The sequence below is a fragment of the Klebsiella sp. R445 genome, assembly GCF_051131755.1.
Classification (GTDB): Bacteria; Pseudomonadota; Gammaproteobacteria; order Enterobacterales; family Enterobacteriaceae; genus Klebsiella; species Klebsiella lignicola.
In genome coordinates, this window is sequence record NZ_CP180446.1 from 3,246,384 (window position 1) to 3,262,789 (window position 16,406).

A 16,406-nucleotide genomic window follows, 5' to 3' on the forward strand; every position below is an offset into this window, starting at 1 on the left:
GGTCCCGGAATGTGAGCGTAACGACAACATAAATAAAAATCATAGCCTTCGCAAGTTAACGAATTACCCACCCTCGCCACGACATGACAAGCTGAAAAAAACAACAGAGGAAGCCATCATGTCTCATTCGCATCATCCCAAAAGTGCCCTGGTTGTCAGCGCTCACTCTGCCGATTTTGTCTGGCGTGCGGGCGGTGCGATTGCGCTGCACGCCCGTCAGGGCTATCAGGTACATATTGTTTGCCTGTCGTTCGGCGAGCGCGGCGAATCGGCAAAACTGTGGCGTAAAGGCAATATGACCGAAGCGACGGTGAAGCAGGTCCGCCGCGAAGAAGCGCAGGCCGCTGCCGATATTCTCGGCGCCAGCGTCGAATTTTTTGATATAGGTGATTATCCGCTGCGCGCCGACAAAGAGACGCTGTTCCGCCTGGCGGACGTGTACCGTCGCGTACAGCCGCACTTTGTACTTACCCACTCCCTGCAGGATCCCTACAACTACGACCACCCGATGGCCTCCAACCTGGCTCAGGAAGCGCGCATCATCGCCCAGGCGGAAGGGTATCGACCGGGGGAAACGATTGTCGCCGCGCCGCCGGTGTACTGCTTTGAACCGCACCAGCCGGAGCAGTGCAACTGGAAGCCGGACGTGCTGCTGGATATCACCAGCGTGTGGGAACAAAAATACCAGGCGATTCAGTGCATGCAGGGCCAGGAACACCTCTGGGAGTACTACACCCGGGTGGCGTTGCAGCGTGGGGTACAGGCGAAACGCAATATCGGCATCACCGCAGCCCGCGATATCGTCCACGGCGAAGCGTTCCACAGCATCTTCCCGCGGGTGACGGAGAATCTGTCATGAACCTGTTGAATAAAAAAGGCATTGTCATCCGCCATCTGCCACGCCATGACGCGGCAACGCTGAGCCAGTTCGCCGCCGCCGGTGTGGCGACGATCCACGAAGCGTATGACCGACAGGGGCTGATGGCCCCGGACATCCGGCCGATCCAGCAGGGTATCAGCCGCGCCGGCAACGCGGTGACGGTACTGGTCACGCCGGGGGATAACTGGATGTTCCACGTGGCGGTCGAGCAGTGCCGACCCGGCGATATCCTGGTGGTGGCGCCAACCTCGCCCTGCGGCGACGGGTTCTTTGGCGACCTGCTGGCCACCTCGCTGCAGTCGCGTGGCGTGGTGGGCCTGGTGGGGGATATCGGTATTCGCGATTCGCACACCTTACGTGAAATGGGCTTTGCCGTGTGGTCGCGCCACGTTTATGCCCAGGGGACGGTGAAGGAGACGCTGGGCTCGGTCAACATCCCGCTGATCTGCGCCGGCCAGCTGGTTCAGCCAGGCGATGTGGTGGTGGCTGACGACGATGGCGTAGTGGTGGTGCCGCATGGGCAGGCCCGCACGGTGCTGGGAAAAGCGGAAACCCGCATGGCTAATGAAGTGGCGAAGCGCGATCGGATGCGAAACGGCGAACTGGGGCTGGATATTTACGCCATGCGCCCGCGCCTGGCGGAGAAAGGGCTGCGCTACTACGACAACGCGGATGATGTAGAGGGCTAAGATGGCACAACGCAAAATACCCTGTCTGTTGATGCGCGGCGGCACCTCGAAAGCGGCCTGCTTTCTGGCCGAGGACCTGCCTGCGGACGCGGCGCAGCGAGATGCGGTGCTGCTGGCGGTGATGGGTTCGCCGGATGCCCGGCAGATTGACGGTATTGGCGGGGCCGATCCGTTAACCAGCAAAGTGGCGATAATCCGCCGCTCCACCCGCGCCGATGCGGATGTCGATTATCTGTTTGCTCAGGTGAATGTCGATCGCGCGGTGGTGGATTACGGACAGAACTGCGGCAACATTCTCGCCGCCGTTGGCCCGTTTGCCATCGAGCGCGGGCTGGTGGCGCACACGGCGCCGCTGACCCAGGTGCGGATCTTCATGGAGAACACCAGCCAGCTGGCGATCGCTGGGATCCCATGCGACGACGATGGCGTGAACTATGAAGGCGAGACGCGAATTGACGGCGTGCCGGGCCATGCCAGCAAAATAGTCCTGAATTTTCTTGATGTGGCAGGGTCCAGCTGCGGGGCATTGTTGCCCACGGGCCAGGCGACCGACCGCGTGGACGGGATCGACGTGACCTGCATCGATAACGGGATGCCGGTGGTGATCGTCCGCGCCAGCGACCTTGGGCGCAGCGGCTACGAAACCCGCGAGCAGCTCGATAGCGACGAGGAACTGAAGCAACGGCTGGAGTCGATACGTTTGCAGCTCGGTCCGCGAATGAATCTGGGGGATGTGACCCGGCGAACGGTGCCGAAAATGACCCTGATCGCCGCCCCGCGCGACGGCGGCGCCGTGTCCAGCCGGACGTTTATCCCGCATCGCTGCCATGCCTCCATTGGCGTCTTTGGCGCGGTGAGCGTTGCCAGCGCCTGCCTGATCCCCGGCACCGTCGCCGAAGGGCTGGCACGGGGCGTTGACGGTGAGCAGCCGGTGGTCAGCGTGGAGCATCCGAGCGGCGAGTTCAGCGTGGCATTGCAGCGCAACCAGCAGGGCGAACTGGTGGGCTGCGGCCTGCTGCGTACGGCCCGGCTGTTGTTTTCCGGCGAAGTGTCTATTCCGGCCCGCGTCTGGCCACTGGAGGAGTAAGGATGACGGCAATCACGTTTATTGGTTTTGGCGAGGCGGGCGGCATTCTGGCGTGTGATTTAGCGAGCAGCAATGACGTCACTATCTGGGATTGTAAACTCAACGGCCCGGAAGGCGGCGCGATGCGGGAGCGCGCGCGCCAGGCTGGCGTGCTAGCGGCGGGTTCGCTGGCGCAGGCGCTGGAAGGGGCAGCGCTGATCTTCTCCACCGTCACGGCGGGTTCCGCGCTGGAAGTGGCGCGCTCGGCGGCGGCCACGATCGGCGAGGGGAGCTATTTTCTCGACCTCAATTCGGTGGCTCCGGACACCAAACGCCAGGCAGCGAAGGCGTTCCGGGCGGGGGGCTATGTCGATGTGGCGGTAATGGCGCCGGTGCCGCCGGCACGGCTGAAAACCCCGCTGTTGATCGGCGGTCCGCAGGCGCAATCCATCACGCAAACGCTAAATGTTTTAGGGCTGAACGCCCGTGCCGGCGGCGATGAGATCGGCGGCGTATCGGCGATAAAAATGTGCCGCAGCGTGATGATTAAGGGGCTGGAAGCGCTGACTACCGAATGCCTGTTTGCCGCCCGGGAATACGGCGTCGAAGAGGAGGTGCTGGCGTCTTTGCATGCCAGCTTCCCGTCGCTGGGCTGGGATGGCGCCTTTGCGGGGTATCTCATCAGCCGGGTGGCCGAACACGGCATTCGCCGTAGCGAAGAGATGGAAGAGGTGGTGAAAACGCTGCGCGATGCGGGCGGCGCGGGGCTGATGAGCCAGGCCACGGCGCATACTCAGCGCCAGCTGCCGCAGAGTATGGCCGCGAGCGGCCTGACCTACGGGCAACTGACGCCGTTCGACTGGAAAGCGCTGGCGGCTCAGCTGAAGTGATTACTTCGCCGGGCAGCTGATTTTATCGATGGCTGCCTGGTAGCCCTTCTGGTTGTTGCGCTCTTTTGCCAGCGTCGCTTCGCGTACATATTCCTGATTGGCCGGAGTGGCGAGGATTTTATTGGCAAAATCGGTATCGCTGATGGTGGTCTGCGGGGCGCATTTTTCCTTCACCGCCTTTAACACCAGCTGCTTTTGTTGCTCAAACTGCAGGCTTTTCAGCGGTGATTCGGCCCAGGCCGCCGTCGCGCTGAGGGTGGTAACCAGACACAGTATCCAACACGCTTTCATGGCGTTTCTCCTTAACTAGTAGCTTCAGTCAACTATATGCTCAGGCGGCGAAACACGCAAATGGCGCTGAGATTAAGTTGTTTAAAATCAGTTGATTGCTTTCTATGTTACCCGCACTTTACGCCGTGAATCCACGGCAATCAGCACCACCGACGAGAGAATCAGCAGCGTGCCTAGCCAGTCCGGTAGCGTGAAGGTAATACCCAGCAGCAGCAGGGATAGCAGGGCGCTGCTCAGCGGTTCCGCACAGCTGAGGATCCCCGCCTTCGCGCCGCCAATCATCTGCGCGCCGTTTAAATAGAGGCTGAAGGTCAGCGAGGTGCCGATCACCACCAGATAGAAAAAGGCCAGCAGCAGGCGGCCGTTGACCACAAAGTTGCTGCCCTGACCGCCGTAGAACGGCAGCAGCATGGCGCCGCCCAGCAGCATACTCCAGCCGACGATCGGCAGCGTGCCGTACCGGGCGATAAGCGTCGAGGGATAGGTGGTGTAAAACGCGGCGGCAAAGGCCGAAGCGACACCCCAGAGTAGCGCTGAGGGTGAAATAGACAGTGTGGTTGGATTGCCGTGGGTCACCAGCAGGAACGTCCCGGCCAGCGACGTGCCGATCGCCGCCAGCACCAGCGGGCGAGGGCGGGTTTTGCGCGCCAGCGCGAACCAGGCGACGATGATGGTTGGCGACAGGAACTGCAGCACCGTTGCGGTCGCGGCATTCGATTTCTCGATGGTCATCAGGAAGGTGTACTGCACGGTCAGCGCGCCGAACAGCGAGAAGATCAGCAGGCTCAGCGCATCTTTACGGTTTTGCAGGACGCGGAAAATTTTATCGCCATGAACGAAGGCGAGCATCAACAGAATCAGGCCAGCAAACAGCAGGCGCGTCATGGTCAGAAACGGCGATGACATCTGGCTTTGCTGCATAATGTACTGTGCACACACGCCGGAGCTACCCCATAGCACGGCGGCTATCAGTACGTTCAGCATCCCTTTTTTGCTGGAGCCCATCTTTTCCTCAAGTGAAATAGCGCAAAGCGGGCATCATAGCATGAGCCAGCGAGGAGCAACGGGCAGGAAATGGTAGTCGGGTCACTGGTGTGTTGGTGAAAAGCAAGGTATGCGGTAAACCATAAAAAATGCTGGCCACCTTAAGTGACCAGCATTACGCCATATTACGCATGTGGCGGGTTAAATAATGTACACCTTTATGTGCCTGGTCCGCGTCCTAGCTCAAATCAACGTTTTTGCTGCCGAACAGCCAGGTGCAGACGAAGCCACACAGATAGGCCACCGCGAGCCCCGCGGCATAAACCGCCATGCCGGCATAGATCCCGCTGGCGGAGGTCATCAGCGGCAGCGCCACCAGGCCAGACGGCCCGAACACCGTGTTCAGACCTACCGGCAGGCCCAGCCAGGCCACCAGCCCGAGGAAGAAGCCGCCGCAGGCACCGCCGATACAAGCGGTAATAAACGGCTTCATGCGCGGCAGGGTCACACCGTAAATCAGCGGTTCGCCAATGCCGAGGAAGCCGGGAATAATCGCCCCTTTAATCTGCGTACGCAGCAGCGAACCGTGCTTTGCCCGCCAGTACAGCGCCAGCGCCGCGCCGACCTGCCCGGCTCCCGCCATCGCCAGGATCGGGAACAGCGAGTTAAAGCCCTGGGCATCGACCAGCGCAAAGTAGACCGGCACGAAGCCCTGGTGTACGCCGAACATCACCGCCAGCAGGAACAGACCGGCCAGCACGGCGGAGCCGAACGGGTTGCCGTTGAGATGCAGGAACAACCAGGACATCCCGGTAAACAGCCAGCCGCCAATCGGCATGATCACGGTAAAGGTCACCGCGCCCATAATCAGCAGCGTCACCGCCGAGGTGAGGATCATATCGAGGTTGGCCGGCATGATCCGACGCACCTGCTTTTCCACCCACGCGCCGAGAATTGAGGCAATCAGCACGCCGATAATATTGCCGCGCGGGTCAATGCCGTGGCCAAAGAAGGTGGTGATCCCGGCATAAAATCCGCTGGTGGCTTCGGGGTTGTAGCCGAGGACGAACAACGAGGCGATGATCGCGCCGTTGACCCCGGAACCACCGAATGCCTTCTGGGCGTTATAGCCAATCAGGATGCTCAGGAAGGTGAACATCCCCTTGCTGAATACTTTCATGTAGCCGATCAGCGCCACCAGCGAGGCGCTGGGATGGGCGTTTTCCAGCACGAACATCTGCTCCGCCAGCGTCGCGAAGCCGAGCAGCAGGCCAACCGCGATAAAGCCGGGGATCAGCGGGGTAAAAATGGTGGCGAATTTGGCGAGAAACTTCTGCACGCTGCTGGTTTGCTTGCTCTTCAGCGCCTGTTTTTTCTCCGCCGCGACATCCGCCAGAGAAGGTGCGTCCGCGGGGGCGTCCTCCAGCAATCCGTTCATCATCTCTGCGGCGGTTTGCGCTTTGCCGGGGCCGAGCACCACCTGGAACTGCTCGTCGCTGACGATAACGCCCATCACGCCTTCAATCTGGCGGATGGCGGCGCTATCGGCGAGCTGCTCATCACGTAAAGTTAAGCGCAGGCGGGTCATGCAGTTCCCCGCCTGGGCGACGTTTCCGGCTCCGCCAACATGGGTAAGGATCTGCGCTATCATCTCTTTATTTATTTTTGCCATTGCACGTTACCTGGTTGTCGGCGCTTAGGTATTGCTCAGCGCCTGGCGGATATAGCCGTTATTTTTGCTCAGCAGCGATTGCGCCTCTGCGGCGCTAAGATTCGCCAGCACCATCACAATGGCCGTTTTACAGTGGCGATCGCAGGCGTCCAGCGCGGCAAGCGCGGTGGCGCGATCGCAGTCGGTCGCTTCCATCACGATGGAAACCTGGCGTTCGATAAGCTTGGCATTGGTCGCTTCGACGTCAACCATCAGGTTGCTGTAGACCTTACCCACGCGGATCATCGCGCCGGTGGAGATCATGTTCAGCACCAGCTTCTGGGCGGTGCCGGCTTTCAGGCGGGTAGATCCGGTGACCACTTCCGGGCCAACGACCGGGGTGATGGCGACATCGGCCAGGCGCGCCATTTCGCCATGCGGGTTGCAGCTGACGATGGCGACAAAAGCGTTCTGGCTGTGGGCATATTCCATCGCGCCAATCACATAAGGGGTACGCCCGCTGGCTGCCAGGCCAACCAGCACGTCGCGGTTGCTGAAGTTCAGGTTTTGCAGATCCTGCGCGCCCTGCGCTTTGTTGTCTTCGACGTTTTCGACGGCGCTGAGAATCGCTTTATGACCGCCGGCGATGATCCCCACCACCTGCTCCGGGCGGGTGCCGAACGTCGGCGGGCATTCGCTGGCATCAAGGATCCCGAGGCGACCGGAGGTGCCGGCCCCGATGTAGATCAGGCGCCCGCCGTCCTGGATGGCGGCAGCGACTTTATCCACCACCTGGGCAATCTGCGGCAAATAGGGGGCGATCGCCTGGGCTACCTGCTGGTCCTCCTGGTTGATTACCGTCAGCATGTCGACGGTGGACAGGGTGTCTATATTGGCGCTATTGGCATTACGGCGCTCGGTCAGCAATGCGCTCAGGTCGATACTCATCATAAAACCTCATCAGTCACAGTTGAGATAGATTCTAAGGAATTAATTATTCCTTTCATGTGAAGAGTATCACGATTGAGACAGAAGAGATAAGCGGATATTCATAGGTATGACGGGGTATTGTGCAGTAATAATATTGGAATATTTTATTACTGCACGATGGCTTAGCGGCTGGTGTTGCCTTTCTGCAGGCCGAAAAACAAGGCGATTAGATAGCTGATTGTCATGGCGATGCTCATTTTGAGCATCGTTTCACCGCCGATCCCGGCCAGCGGCGCGGCGATACCGCCGCAGACGAACATCAGGGTCCCCATCAGGGCGGATGCGGTGCCCGACTGGGCGCTGCTGACTTCGCTCATTGCTCTGGAGCCGGAAATCGTGCTGATGCCGCTCATGAAGGACACCGTGAAGAACAGGCCAGTCAGCGCCAGCCACGACAGTTGCAGCCAGGCGAGGAGCAGCGTCAGCGTCGCCGACAGGACGGCCAGCGTCAGGCCGCGACGCAGCAGCATATCCGCATCGTAGTGGTGCGAAAGGCGGGAAAAAATCTGCGCGGCGATAATCAACCCGATACCGTTCAGACCGAACAGCAGGCTGAACTGCAGGGCGCTCATGCCGTATTCGCTCTGGATCACGAACGACGATGACCCGATGTACGAGAACAGCCCCGCCATCATAAAGGCCTGAATCAGGCAGTAGCGCATAAAACGGCGGTTTTTCAGCACCGGGGTGTCGTGTTGCTGCGCTACCGTCGCGGTTCCCTGGGCGGGACGCGTTTCCTGAAGCACCGTCAGGCTGACAATCAACAGCACGACGCCGATACCGGCCATCGCCCAGAACAGAAAGCGCCAGTCGAAGGAGGTGGTGATGTACCCGCCGATCACCGGCGACACCACCGGGGCGATGCCGTTGACGGCCATCAGCAGGGCGAAGAACTGGGTCAGCTGGGTGCCCTGATATTTATCGCGGGCAATCGAGCGGGACAGTACCGAGCCGCCCGCCCCCGCGAAGCCCTGCAGGAAACGCCAGCCGATCAGCATATGTACGTCATTGGTCATGGCGCACATCGCCGATGAGAAGATAAACAGCAGCAGCGACAGCGCCAGCGGCTTTTTGCGCCCGATACGGTCGCTCAGCGGGCCAAAAAACAGCTGGCCCACGCCGAGGCCAATCAGCGCGGCAGTCAGGGAGAGCTGGGTCTGGGTGCCGGTGGCGCTCAGTTGCTGAGTTATGTCCGGTAGGGCGGGCAGATAAAAGTCGGTGCACAGTGGGCCGATGGCGGTGAGCAGACCGAGAATCAGCACCCATGAAAGAGAGATGCGTGGCATAAAAACTCCTTATGTCTGCCGGGCGAGGGCCCGGCAGGGATGACTTAGCTGGCACCGCCTCCCAGCGATTGCCAGAGGGTAATGCGGTTTTCCAGATCGGTTTGTTGCAGCGAAATCAGCGTTGCCTTTGCCGACCACAGCGTGCGTTGGGCGGTCAGGACCGACAGATAATCACCGATGCCGGTCTGGTAACGACGCATCGCAATATTCAACGACGTCTGTTCCGCCGCGACGTACTCGCGTTGGGCACTCAGCTGCTCGCTCAATGTTTCCCGGCGCGCCAGCGCATCGGCGACGTCCTTAAAGGCGCTCTGAATAGTCTTCTCGTAGGTGGCGATCAGCCCTTTTTTCTCCGCTTCGGCATAGCGCAGCTGCGCCAGATTGCTGCCGCCGGTGAACAGCGGCAGGCTGATCGACGGGGCGAATGACCACACCGACATCCCGTGGCTGAACAGCGACGACAGCGCATCGCTGCCGACACCGGCGCTGGCGGTCAGGGAGATGGTCGGGAAGAAGTTGGCCCGCGCCGAACCAATATTGGCGTTGGCGCTCTTCAGGTTGTGCTCTGCTTCCTGAATGTCCGGACGGCGCAGCAGCACCGATGACGAGACTCCTGCCGGCACCAGCACGATGCTGTTGTCGGCGAGACTTTCCAGGGTGCCCGGGAGCAGGCTGTCCGGCACGGTAGTGCCGGCCAACAGGTTGAGGGCGTTTTTATCCTGGGCGACCTGAGTCCGATAGCTGGCAACGCTGGCGCGTGCCTGCTGATAAACGCTTTCCGCATCGCTGAGATCGCCGGCGGAGGCGGTACCGACCGCCATCTGACGGGCGACGATTTTGCGCGAGTTATCGGCGCTGGCCAGCGTCTGCTGCGCCAGCGCCAGGTTGCTATTGTCCGCCGCGAGCGTAATCCACGCGGTGGTCAGGTCGGAAATCATCGTCAGGCGGGTGTTCTGCGCGGTGTATTCGCTGGCAAGCCAGGTTTCCCGCGCCGCCCGCGTCAGACTCTGATTTTTACCGAACAGATCCAGCTCGAAGCTGGAGACCGCCCCATCGGCCTGCGATGAGGAGGTCAGGCCGCTGTCTACCGTTTGACTGCGGGTATGGCTGAGCTCCGCATTCAGAGTCGGGAACAGCGTGGCGCGGGTTTCGCCAAGTTGCGCCCGGGCGGCTTCGATGTCGGCGATCGCTTTCTGCACGTCGCGGTTACTGGTCAGCGCCATGCTGACCACTTTGTTGAGACGCGCATCGTTGACGACCTGCTGCCAGTTACCGACCACCGCGCTTGCTTCACCGTGGGAGCCAGGGAGCGTGGCGGGGACCGGCGCCGCCGGGCGGCTGTAGTCCGGATCGAGCGAGACACAGCCGGCGGTCAGGAGCGCGACAAACACTAACGTAAAACGAAACATAACTTACTCCTGATTGGGGCGTCGGCGGGTGAACAGACGTTTCACCAGCACAAAGAACAGGGGAACGAAGAAGATCGCCAGCAGCGTGGCGGTCAGGGTTCCACCGATAATGCCGGTACCGATCGCCACACGACTGTTGGCCCCGGCCCCGGTGGCGACCGCCAACGGCAGCACCCCGGCGACAAACGCCAGCGAGGTCATCACGATGGGGCGCAGACGGGTTTGCGCCGCTCGCAGTGCAGCGCGTGACAGCGAGTAGCCCTCATCAACCGCCGCTTCGGCAAATTCGACGATCAGGATGGCGTTCTTCGACGACAGGCCGATGGTGGTTAACAGCGCGACCTGGAAGTAGACATCGTTGCTGAGATCGCGCATCCAGGCCGCCAGCGCGGCACCGAGCAGACCCAGCGGGATAACCATGATCACCGAGAACGGTACCGACCAGCTCTCGTACAGCGCCGCCAGGCACAGGAACACCACCAGAATCGAGATGGCGTAGAGGCTCATCGCCTGGCCGCTGGCCAGTTTTTCCTGAAGTGACAAGCCGCTCCACGCCCAGGTGGTTCCTGCTGGCAGGTTGTTGGCTAACGCTTCCATCTTGTCCATCGCCGCGCCAGAGCTGAAGCCGCTGGCGTTCTCACCCTGGATTTCAAAGGCGGCAGATCCGTTGTAGCGCACCAGGCTTTCCGGGCCATACTCCCAGTGGGTGCTGGCGAAGGCGGAGAACGGCGTCATGCTATCGTCGCTGCCGCGGACAAACCATTTGTTGAGATCCGACGGGACGGCGCGCGCCTCGCTATCGCCCTGGATATAGACCTTTTTCACTCGACCACGGTCGATAAAGTCGTTGACGTAGGTCCCGCCCCAGGCGCTGGAGAGCGTGTCGGTCACATCGCTCAGCGACAGACCCAGCGAGACGGCCTTGTTGTTGTCGATGTCCACCTGCAGCTGCGGCATCTGTGGCAGGTCGTTGGCACGGACCGACTGGAGTTCCGTACTTTGATTCGCCGCCGCCAGCAGCTGGGCACGCATCTTCATCAGGCTATCGCGGTCGGTGCCGCCGCTGGACATCAGCTCGAAGGTAAAGCCGTTGCTTTGACCTAAACCGTCCACCGATGGCGGGATCATCGCAAACAGGGAGGCATCGCGAATGCTGCCGAGCTCTTTGGTGGCGCGCAGGGCGATCGCCTGGGCGGTGTTTTCTGCCCCTTTACGTTCGGACCAGTTTTTCAGCGAGACGAAGGCCATCCCGGCGTTTTGTCCGCTGCCGCTGAAGCTGAAGCCATCAACGGTAAAGATAACGTCGGTGTTGTCTTTCTCTTTGCTCAGGAACCAGTCGGTGACCTGGCGGCGCACTTCTGCGGTTCGCACCGCGGTCGCTCCTGCCGGCAGGGTGTACTGGACCATGATTTCGCCCTGATCCTCGACCGGCAGGAAGCTGCCCGGCAGTTTCCACATCGCCAGCGCCATACCGGCGCAGATCACCGCGAAGGCCCCCATCATGATCACCGAACGGCGCAGGCCGCCGATAACACGATGCTGATAGCCCTGTTCGGTACGGCCCCACAGGCGGTTAAAGGCGCCAAAGAAGCCGGTGGTATGCGGTTTGGAGTGGCTGAGCAGCGCGCCGCACAGCGCCGGGGTTAAGGTCAGCGCCACCACCACCGACAGCATCATCGCGGAGATAATGGTTACCGAGAACTGGCGATAGATAACCCCGGTCGAGCCGCCGAAGAAGGCCATCGGCAGGAATACCGCCGACAGCACGAGGGCGATGGCGATCAGCGCCCCGGTGATTTCCCCCATCGATTTCTCGGTGGCTTCAAGGGCGGAAAGCCCTTCGTCACGCATGATACGTTCGACGTTTTCCACCACCACGATGGCATCATCGACCAGCAGGCCGATGGCCAGCACCATTGCAAACAGGGTCAGGGTGTTGATGGAGTAGCCGAACAGCGCCAGCACGCCAAAGGTGCCGAGCAGCACCACCGGCACCGCCACCGCCGGGATCAGCGTGGCGCGGAAGTTTTGCAGGAACAGGTACATCACGCAGATCACCAGCACGATGGCTTCAATCAGCGTTTGAATCACGTCCTCGATGGAGATTTTAATAAATTCGGTGCTGTCTTTCGGGTAGGCAATATCGTAGCCCGCCGGCATCTGGTGGCGGTACTCGTTGATTTTGTCCTTCACCAGCGTGGAGGTATCAAGGGCGTTGGCCCCAGGCGCCATCATCACCGCAATACCCGCCGCCGGGTGGCCGTTGAGGTTAGCCAGCGCGGTGTAATCTTCACTCCCCATCTCCACGCGAGCGACGTCGCTGATGCGCACGACGGAGCCGTCGGATTTACTTTTGACGATAATATTCTTGAACTGATCGACCGTTTGCAGACGGGACTGGGCACGAACGGTGGCGGTGAGCTGCTGCGCGTTCGAAGACGGCAGGGCGCCGATCTTGCCCGCAGAGACCTGCACGTTCTGCGCTTCAATGGCCGACTGCACGTCAGACGGCATCAGCGCGTAGGAAGCCAGTTTGGTCGGATCCATCCAGATACGCATGGCGTATTCGGCACCGAACACCTGCAGGCTCCCGACCCCTTCGATACGCGCCAGCGGGTCCTGCATATTACTGACCAGCCAGTCGGAAATATCGGAACTGGTGGCGCGGTTGGTTTTGTCATACACCGCGAGGATCAGCAGGAAGCTGCTCTGGGATTTTTCCACCGTCACGCCGGCCTGCTGCACTTCGCTCGGCAGACGAGATTCCGCCTGCTGAACTTTGTTCTGTACCTGTACCTGCGCGGTATCCGCGTCGGTACCCTGCTCGAAGGTCACGGTAATGCTGACCGAGCCGTCGGAGCTGCTGGTGGAGGTAAAGTAGAGCAGGTTATCCAGCCCGGTGAGCTGCTGTTCGATAACCTGGGTCACGCTGTTTTCCAGGGTTTCCGCAGAGGCCCCGGTGTAGGTGGCGGAGATTCTCACCGCCGGCGGTGCCACGTCAGGATACTGGGCAACCGGCAAGGTGCGGATGGCCAGGACCCCGGCGAGCATAATCAGAATCGCGATAACCCAGGCAAAGACCGGGCGTCGCACGAAGAAGCGAGAGAACATCAGGCATTGCCCCCGTTAGTGGTGGCTTCGACCGCTTTGACCTGCTGGCCAATGCTGACCTTCGAGGTGCCTTCGACAATCAGTTTATCGCCGGCCTTCAGACCGGTAACCACCAGCCATTTGTCGCCATAGGTTTCGCCGGTTTCCACTTCACGCTGTTCCACTTTGTTGCTGCTATCGACGATCAGCGCGGTGGCGGTGCCTTTGGCATCGCGGGTAATTCCCTGCTGCGGCGCCAGAATCGCATCGTCCATGACCCCTTCATCGACGTGGGCGCGCACAAACATCCCCGGTAACAGGACGTGCTGCGGGTTAGGGAAGACCGCGCGCAGCGTGACCGAGCCGGTGGACTCATCCACCGCCACTTCCGTCAACGCCAGGCGGCCTTTCTCGCTATAGGTGCTGCCATCTTCCAGGGTCAGAGAGACGCTGAGCGTGTCGCTGTTGGTGGTCAGGGTCTGTTTGCGCAAGCGCAGCAGATCGACGCTGGAGCGGGTGAGGTCGACATACATAGTGTCGAGGCCGCGCACGGTGGCCAGCGCGGTATCCTGATCGGCAGACACCAGCGCACCCGGGGTGACGGAGGAGATACCAATACGCCCGGCGATCGGCGAGGTGACGGTGGTCCAGTCGAGGTTGATGCGCGCGCTTTCGAGGGCTGCTTTTTTCGACTCTACGCTGGCCTTGTCCTGATTACAGGTGGATATCGCATCGTCGGCATCCTGACGAGACACGCCATTTTCCTTCACCAGCACCGCATAGCGCTGGGCTTTCTGACAGTCGGAGATCACCAGCGCCTGTGCCTGTTTCAGGGCGGCAGCGGCTTCGTTATAGGCGGCACGATAGCTGGAAGGATCAATTTGATACAGCGCCTGCCCGGCTTTCACCATATCCCCTTCGGTAAACAGGCGTTTTTGAATAATGCCGCCAACCTGCGGGCGCACTTCGGCGCTCAGCGATGCCGTGGTGCGTCCGGTCAGCTCGCTGATGACTGAAACCGATTGATTTTTCAGGGTGACAACACCAACTTCCGGCGTCATCTGCGGGGGAGCGGATGTTTGCGCATTATCACATCCGCTGAGGAGTAATAGTGCCGCTGCGATGGGGAGTATTGTATATTTCATTATATATTCTCAGGATGAACGACGTCCTCCTCGTTATTTAAATAACGAGGTTGTGGCCAGCTGATGACGCATTTCCGCGAAACGGAAACGACGAAAAGGGAATGCAATATTCCCGTTCTATTGATGGTGGTTAATTATTTATCCGTTAATAACATAGTGGTTATTTCCCGATACAGTTTCTCGAGTATCTCTGGCTCTACGGTGGGGGGAACCAGGCGCCGATAAATCGTCCCTTCCATCATCACTGCGGTAACTTCTACACAACAACGAACGCGTTCATCGCTGAGGTGCGGATAGGTCTTTTGTATGTGCGCGCAGGCGTTAGCAAACATACGTTTGTCGGCCTCGACCATCATGGCGGCGATTTGCGGGTTACGCGTCGCTTCTGCCGCCATTTCTAACATCAATGCGTCATCATCTTCATCCAGTGTTTCCCGGCGGGCAAGCACGCGGGGGATCTCATCCGTCTGGGTATTCCCGTCCATTTTGGTGATGCGGTAATCAATGATACGGCGGATCATTTCTTCAATGATGGCGTCTTTATTGGCAAAGTAACGATAGATTTGCCCGACGCTCAGACTGGCCTGGCTGGCGATGTTCGCCATGCTGGCCCCGTGGAAACCATGATGGCGGAAGCAGTGGCGTGCGGCAGCGATGATCTCATCCTGTCGGCGTTTTTGTCGGTCGGCCAGTGCACTGCTCATGGTGTTATCCTCGAAATAAAGAGTGAGAATGATCGTTCTCATTTTTCGTCATTATACGGTTTCAGTGAATGATGGAAAGTTTTTTTTGATTAAAAAAATGCTCAGGGAATTTACGCAGCAAATAATGGAGAAATTAAGTATTTTTTGTGAATTTAAGGTATAGGTATTTCTTATAAATATTCAATTATGGAGAATTAAGATGGCATTAATAATAACAAAAAGCATTGATTCGGCGGATCAGGAAGAGTTGTTCGCAGGACTACGAGAATATAATCTGCGGTATCTCGATGCGACACAATTTGGTGAAACCGGCATCTATATCCGCGATGAAGCGGGGGTCATGCTGGGCGGACTGATTGCCAAAAGAAAGGCTAACTGGTTGTGTATTGACTATTTATGGGTCAGCGAGGCGCAGCGCGGCGGCGGCCTGGGCAGCCAGCTGATGCGTGAGGCGGAAAACCAGGCGCGGGAGGCGGGGTGTTGCCATGTGCTGGTCGATACCTTTAGCTTTCAGGCCCTGCCGTTCTATCAAAAGCAGGGCTATCAGCTGCAGATGTCGCTCCCGGATTTCCCCCACGTCGGCATGGAGCGCCACTATCTCTCAAAGGCGCTATAGCCCTGCCGGGGAGTGCCGCTTCGTGGTCTATCCCGCAATGCCCTGTCGGAGCAGCGCCAGCGCATGGTCAACGATGTTCTGGCGGGTGATCGCCGCTAAACGTTCATCGGTGCGCAGGCGCGAGAACGGCACCAGCACCAGGCTAATCAGCGAGGTAAACAGCAGCGCTGGCGACAGGGCCGGGTTGATTTTTCCCTCCTCCTGCCAGCGTGTGACCGTGTTCAGCATCAGATGATAGCGCTCTTCGCCGAAGCGGGCGTGTATATGCTGGCGCAGCACCGGCATCTCGCCGATCATCTCCTGCATCCACAGGGGCGCAAACCAGGCGTGTTGCTCCGCCAGGGTGCCCAGCTCGTCAATCAGCAGCGTGAGGGCGGTGACCGGATCGTCCGCATGGGTGACAAAAATCTTGCTGATCTGGTGGCGCAGCGGCATGAAACGTTCTTCCAGCAGCTGGTCCACCAACGCTTCCCGCGAGCTGAAGTAGTAATGCAGCATCGCCGGGGTGACCCCCGCTTCTTTGGCAATCGCATTGAGCGAGGTGTGGCCGATGCCCTGACGGGCAAACAGCGCCAGGGCAATATCCATCAGCTGTTCGCGGTTGGCCGTACCGGGTTTTTTACCCCGCGGGCGGCCAGGGCGGCGAGGGACATCATTGTCTTTTTGTGCGCGCATTTCGGAATGTTCTCTTGACGTGATTCATCATTTCCCTAAA

The 16,406-nt window shown here is 59.7% G+C and carries 15 protein-coding genes; 5 read left to right on the top strand and 10 right to left on the bottom strand.

Features of this window, described 5'->3' with window-relative positions; all coding sequences use genetic code 11:
• Window positions 1-118 precede the first annotated feature (118 nt).
• From galB to ACMYSN_RS15180, 4 genes are read left to right on the top strand one after another with little or no spacing between them, the layout of a single operon-like run.
• The gene (gene galB / locus ACMYSN_RS15165; protein ID WP_434582455.1) at window positions 119-859 is read left to right on the top strand and encodes a 4-oxalmesaconate hydratase; all 741 of its coding nucleotides are present in this window, start codon (window positions 119-121) and stop codon (window positions 857-859) included.
• Entirely contained in the window at window positions 856-1,569 is a 714-nt protein-coding gene (locus tag ACMYSN_RS15170; protein ID WP_154144359.1) for a 4-carboxy-4-hydroxy-2-oxoadipate aldolase/oxaloacetate decarboxylase, read from the top strand. The genes galB and ACMYSN_RS15170 overlap by 4 nt, the downstream gene beginning before the upstream one ends.
• Before the next feature lies 1 nt (window position 1,570).
• On the top strand, window positions 1,571-2,656 hold the full coding sequence (locus tag ACMYSN_RS15175; RefSeq protein ID WP_462495353.1) for a 2-methylaconitate cis-trans isomerase PrpF family protein: 1,086 nt from the start codon (window positions 1,571-1,573) through the stop codon (window positions 2,654-2,656).
• A gap of 2 nt (window positions 2,657-2,658) precedes the next feature.
• A complete protein-coding gene (locus ACMYSN_RS15180; RefSeq protein WP_462495354.1) occupies window positions 2,659-3,525 on the top strand; it encodes a DUF1932 domain-containing protein in 867 nt (288 codons plus the stop codon).
• Here ACMYSN_RS15180 and ACMYSN_RS15185 read toward each other — a convergent pair whose 3' ends face one another.
• From ACMYSN_RS15185 to ACMYSN_RS15225, 9 genes are all read right to left on the bottom strand, one after another.
• The gene (locus tag ACMYSN_RS15185; RefSeq protein WP_123757054.1) at window positions 3,526-3,816 is read right to left on the bottom strand and encodes a YicS family protein; all 291 of its coding nucleotides are present in this window, start codon (window positions 3,814-3,816) and stop codon (window positions 3,526-3,528) included.
• Between the two features lie 102 nt (window positions 3,817-3,918).
• The gene (locus ACMYSN_RS15190; RefSeq protein WP_434582460.1) at window positions 3,919-4,821 is read right to left on the bottom strand and encodes an EamA family transporter; all 903 of its coding nucleotides are present in this window, start codon (window positions 4,819-4,821) and stop codon (window positions 3,919-3,921) included.
• A gap of 217 nt (window positions 4,822-5,038) precedes the next feature.
• Window positions 5,039-6,472: a PTS N-acetylmuramic acid transporter subunit IIBC gene (murP, locus tag ACMYSN_RS15195; protein WP_462495355.1), complete on the bottom strand. Its 1,434-nt coding sequence runs from the start codon at window positions 6,470-6,472 to the stop codon at window positions 5,039-5,041.
• A gap of 24 nt (window positions 6,473-6,496) precedes the next feature.
• Complete coding sequence (gene murQ, locus ACMYSN_RS15200; RefSeq protein WP_462498267.1) at window positions 6,497-7,399, bottom strand: N-acetylmuramic acid 6-phosphate etherase; 903 nt, start codon at window positions 7,397-7,399, stop codon at window positions 6,497-6,499.
• A 164-nt stretch (window positions 7,400-7,563) separates the two neighbouring features.
• Complete coding sequence (locus ACMYSN_RS15205) at window positions 7,564-8,727, bottom strand: multidrug effflux MFS transporter (protein WP_462495356.1); 1,164 nt, start codon at window positions 8,725-8,727, stop codon at window positions 7,564-7,566.
• 44 nt (window positions 8,728-8,771) lie between these two features.
• Entirely contained in the window at window positions 8,772-10,136 is a 1,365-nt protein-coding gene (locus tag ACMYSN_RS15210; protein ID WP_462495357.1) for an efflux transporter outer membrane subunit, read from the bottom strand.
• Between the two features lie 3 nt (window positions 10,137-10,139).
• The gene (locus ACMYSN_RS15215; protein WP_462495358.1) at window positions 10,140-13,247 is read right to left on the bottom strand and encodes an efflux RND transporter permease subunit; all 3,108 of its coding nucleotides are present in this window, start codon (window positions 13,245-13,247) and stop codon (window positions 10,140-10,142) included.
• On the bottom strand, window positions 13,247-14,371 hold the full coding sequence (locus ACMYSN_RS15220) for an efflux RND transporter periplasmic adaptor subunit (protein WP_462495359.1): 1,125 nt from the start codon (window positions 14,369-14,371) through the stop codon (window positions 13,247-13,249). The genes ACMYSN_RS15215 and ACMYSN_RS15220 overlap by 1 nt, the downstream gene beginning before the upstream one ends.
• A gap of 134 nt (window positions 14,372-14,505) precedes the next feature.
• Window positions 14,506-15,075: a TetR/AcrR family transcriptional regulator gene (locus tag ACMYSN_RS15225; protein ID WP_462495360.1), complete on the bottom strand. Its 570-nt coding sequence runs from the start codon at window positions 15,073-15,075 to the stop codon at window positions 14,506-14,508.
• Between the two features lie 199 nt (window positions 15,076-15,274).
• On the opposite strand from ACMYSN_RS15225, the gene ACMYSN_RS15230 reads away from it, so the two are divergent.
• A complete protein-coding gene (locus ACMYSN_RS15230) occupies window positions 15,275-15,691 on the top strand; it encodes a GNAT family N-acetyltransferase (RefSeq protein WP_462495361.1) in 417 nt (138 codons plus the stop codon).
• A 27-nt stretch (window positions 15,692-15,718) separates the two neighbouring features.
• Here ACMYSN_RS15230 and ACMYSN_RS15235 read toward each other — a convergent pair whose 3' ends face one another.
• Complete coding sequence (locus ACMYSN_RS15235; RefSeq protein WP_462495362.1) at window positions 15,719-16,366, bottom strand: TetR/AcrR family transcriptional regulator; 648 nt, start codon at window positions 16,364-16,366, stop codon at window positions 15,719-15,721.
• Window positions 16,367-16,406 lie beyond the last annotated feature (40 nt).

Excerpts from the sequence above, each read along its gene's own strand:
- galB (WP_434582455.1), top strand. The coding sequence starts at position 119 with ATGTCTCATTCGCATCATCCCAAAAGTGCCCTGGTTGTCAGCGCTCAC.
- ACMYSN_RS15170 (WP_154144359.1), top strand. The coding sequence starts at position 856 with ATGAACCTGTTGAATAAAAAAGGCATTGTCATCCGCCATCTGCCACGC.
- ACMYSN_RS15175 (WP_462495353.1), top strand. The coding sequence starts at position 1,571 with ATGGCACAACGCAAAATACCCTGTCTGTTGATGCGCGGCGGCACCTCG.
- ACMYSN_RS15180 (WP_462495354.1), top strand. The coding sequence starts at position 2,659 with ATGACGGCAATCACGTTTATTGGTTTTGGCGAGGCGGGCGGCATTCTG.
- ACMYSN_RS15185 (WP_123757054.1), bottom strand. The coding sequence starts at position 3,816 with ATGAAAGCGTGTTGGATACTGTGTCTGGTTACCACCCTCAGCGCGACG.
- ACMYSN_RS15190 (WP_434582460.1), bottom strand. The coding sequence starts at position 4,821 with ATGGGCTCCAGCAAAAAAGGGATGCTGAACGTACTGATAGCCGCCGTG.
- murP (WP_462495355.1), bottom strand. The coding sequence starts at position 6,472 with ATGGCAAAAATAAATAAAGAGATGATAGCGCAGATCCTTACCCATGTT.
- murQ (WP_462498267.1), bottom strand. The coding sequence starts at position 7,399 with ATGAGTATCGACCTGAGCGCATTGCTGACCGAGCGCCGTAATGCCAAT.
- ACMYSN_RS15205 (WP_462495356.1), bottom strand. The coding sequence starts at position 8,727 with ATGCCACGCATCTCTCTTTCATGGGTGCTGATTCTCGGTCTGCTCACC.
- ACMYSN_RS15210 (WP_462495357.1), bottom strand. The coding sequence starts at position 10,136 with ATGTTTCGTTTTACGTTAGTGTTTGTCGCGCTCCTGACCGCCGGCTGT.
- ACMYSN_RS15215 (WP_462495358.1), bottom strand. The coding sequence starts at position 13,247 with ATGTTCTCTCGCTTCTTCGTGCGACGCCCGGTCTTTGCCTGGGTTATC.
- ACMYSN_RS15220 (WP_462495359.1), bottom strand. The coding sequence starts at position 14,371 with ATGAAATATACAATACTCCCCATCGCAGCGGCACTATTACTCCTCAGC.
- ACMYSN_RS15225 (WP_462495360.1), bottom strand. The coding sequence starts at position 15,075 with ATGAGCAGTGCACTGGCCGACCGACAAAAACGCCGACAGGATGAGATC.
- ACMYSN_RS15230 (WP_462495361.1), top strand. The coding sequence starts at position 15,275 with ATGGCATTAATAATAACAAAAAGCATTGATTCGGCGGATCAGGAAGAG.
- ACMYSN_RS15235 (WP_462495362.1), bottom strand. The coding sequence starts at position 16,366 with ATGCGCGCACAAAAAGACAATGATGTCCCTCGCCGCCCTGGCCGCCCG.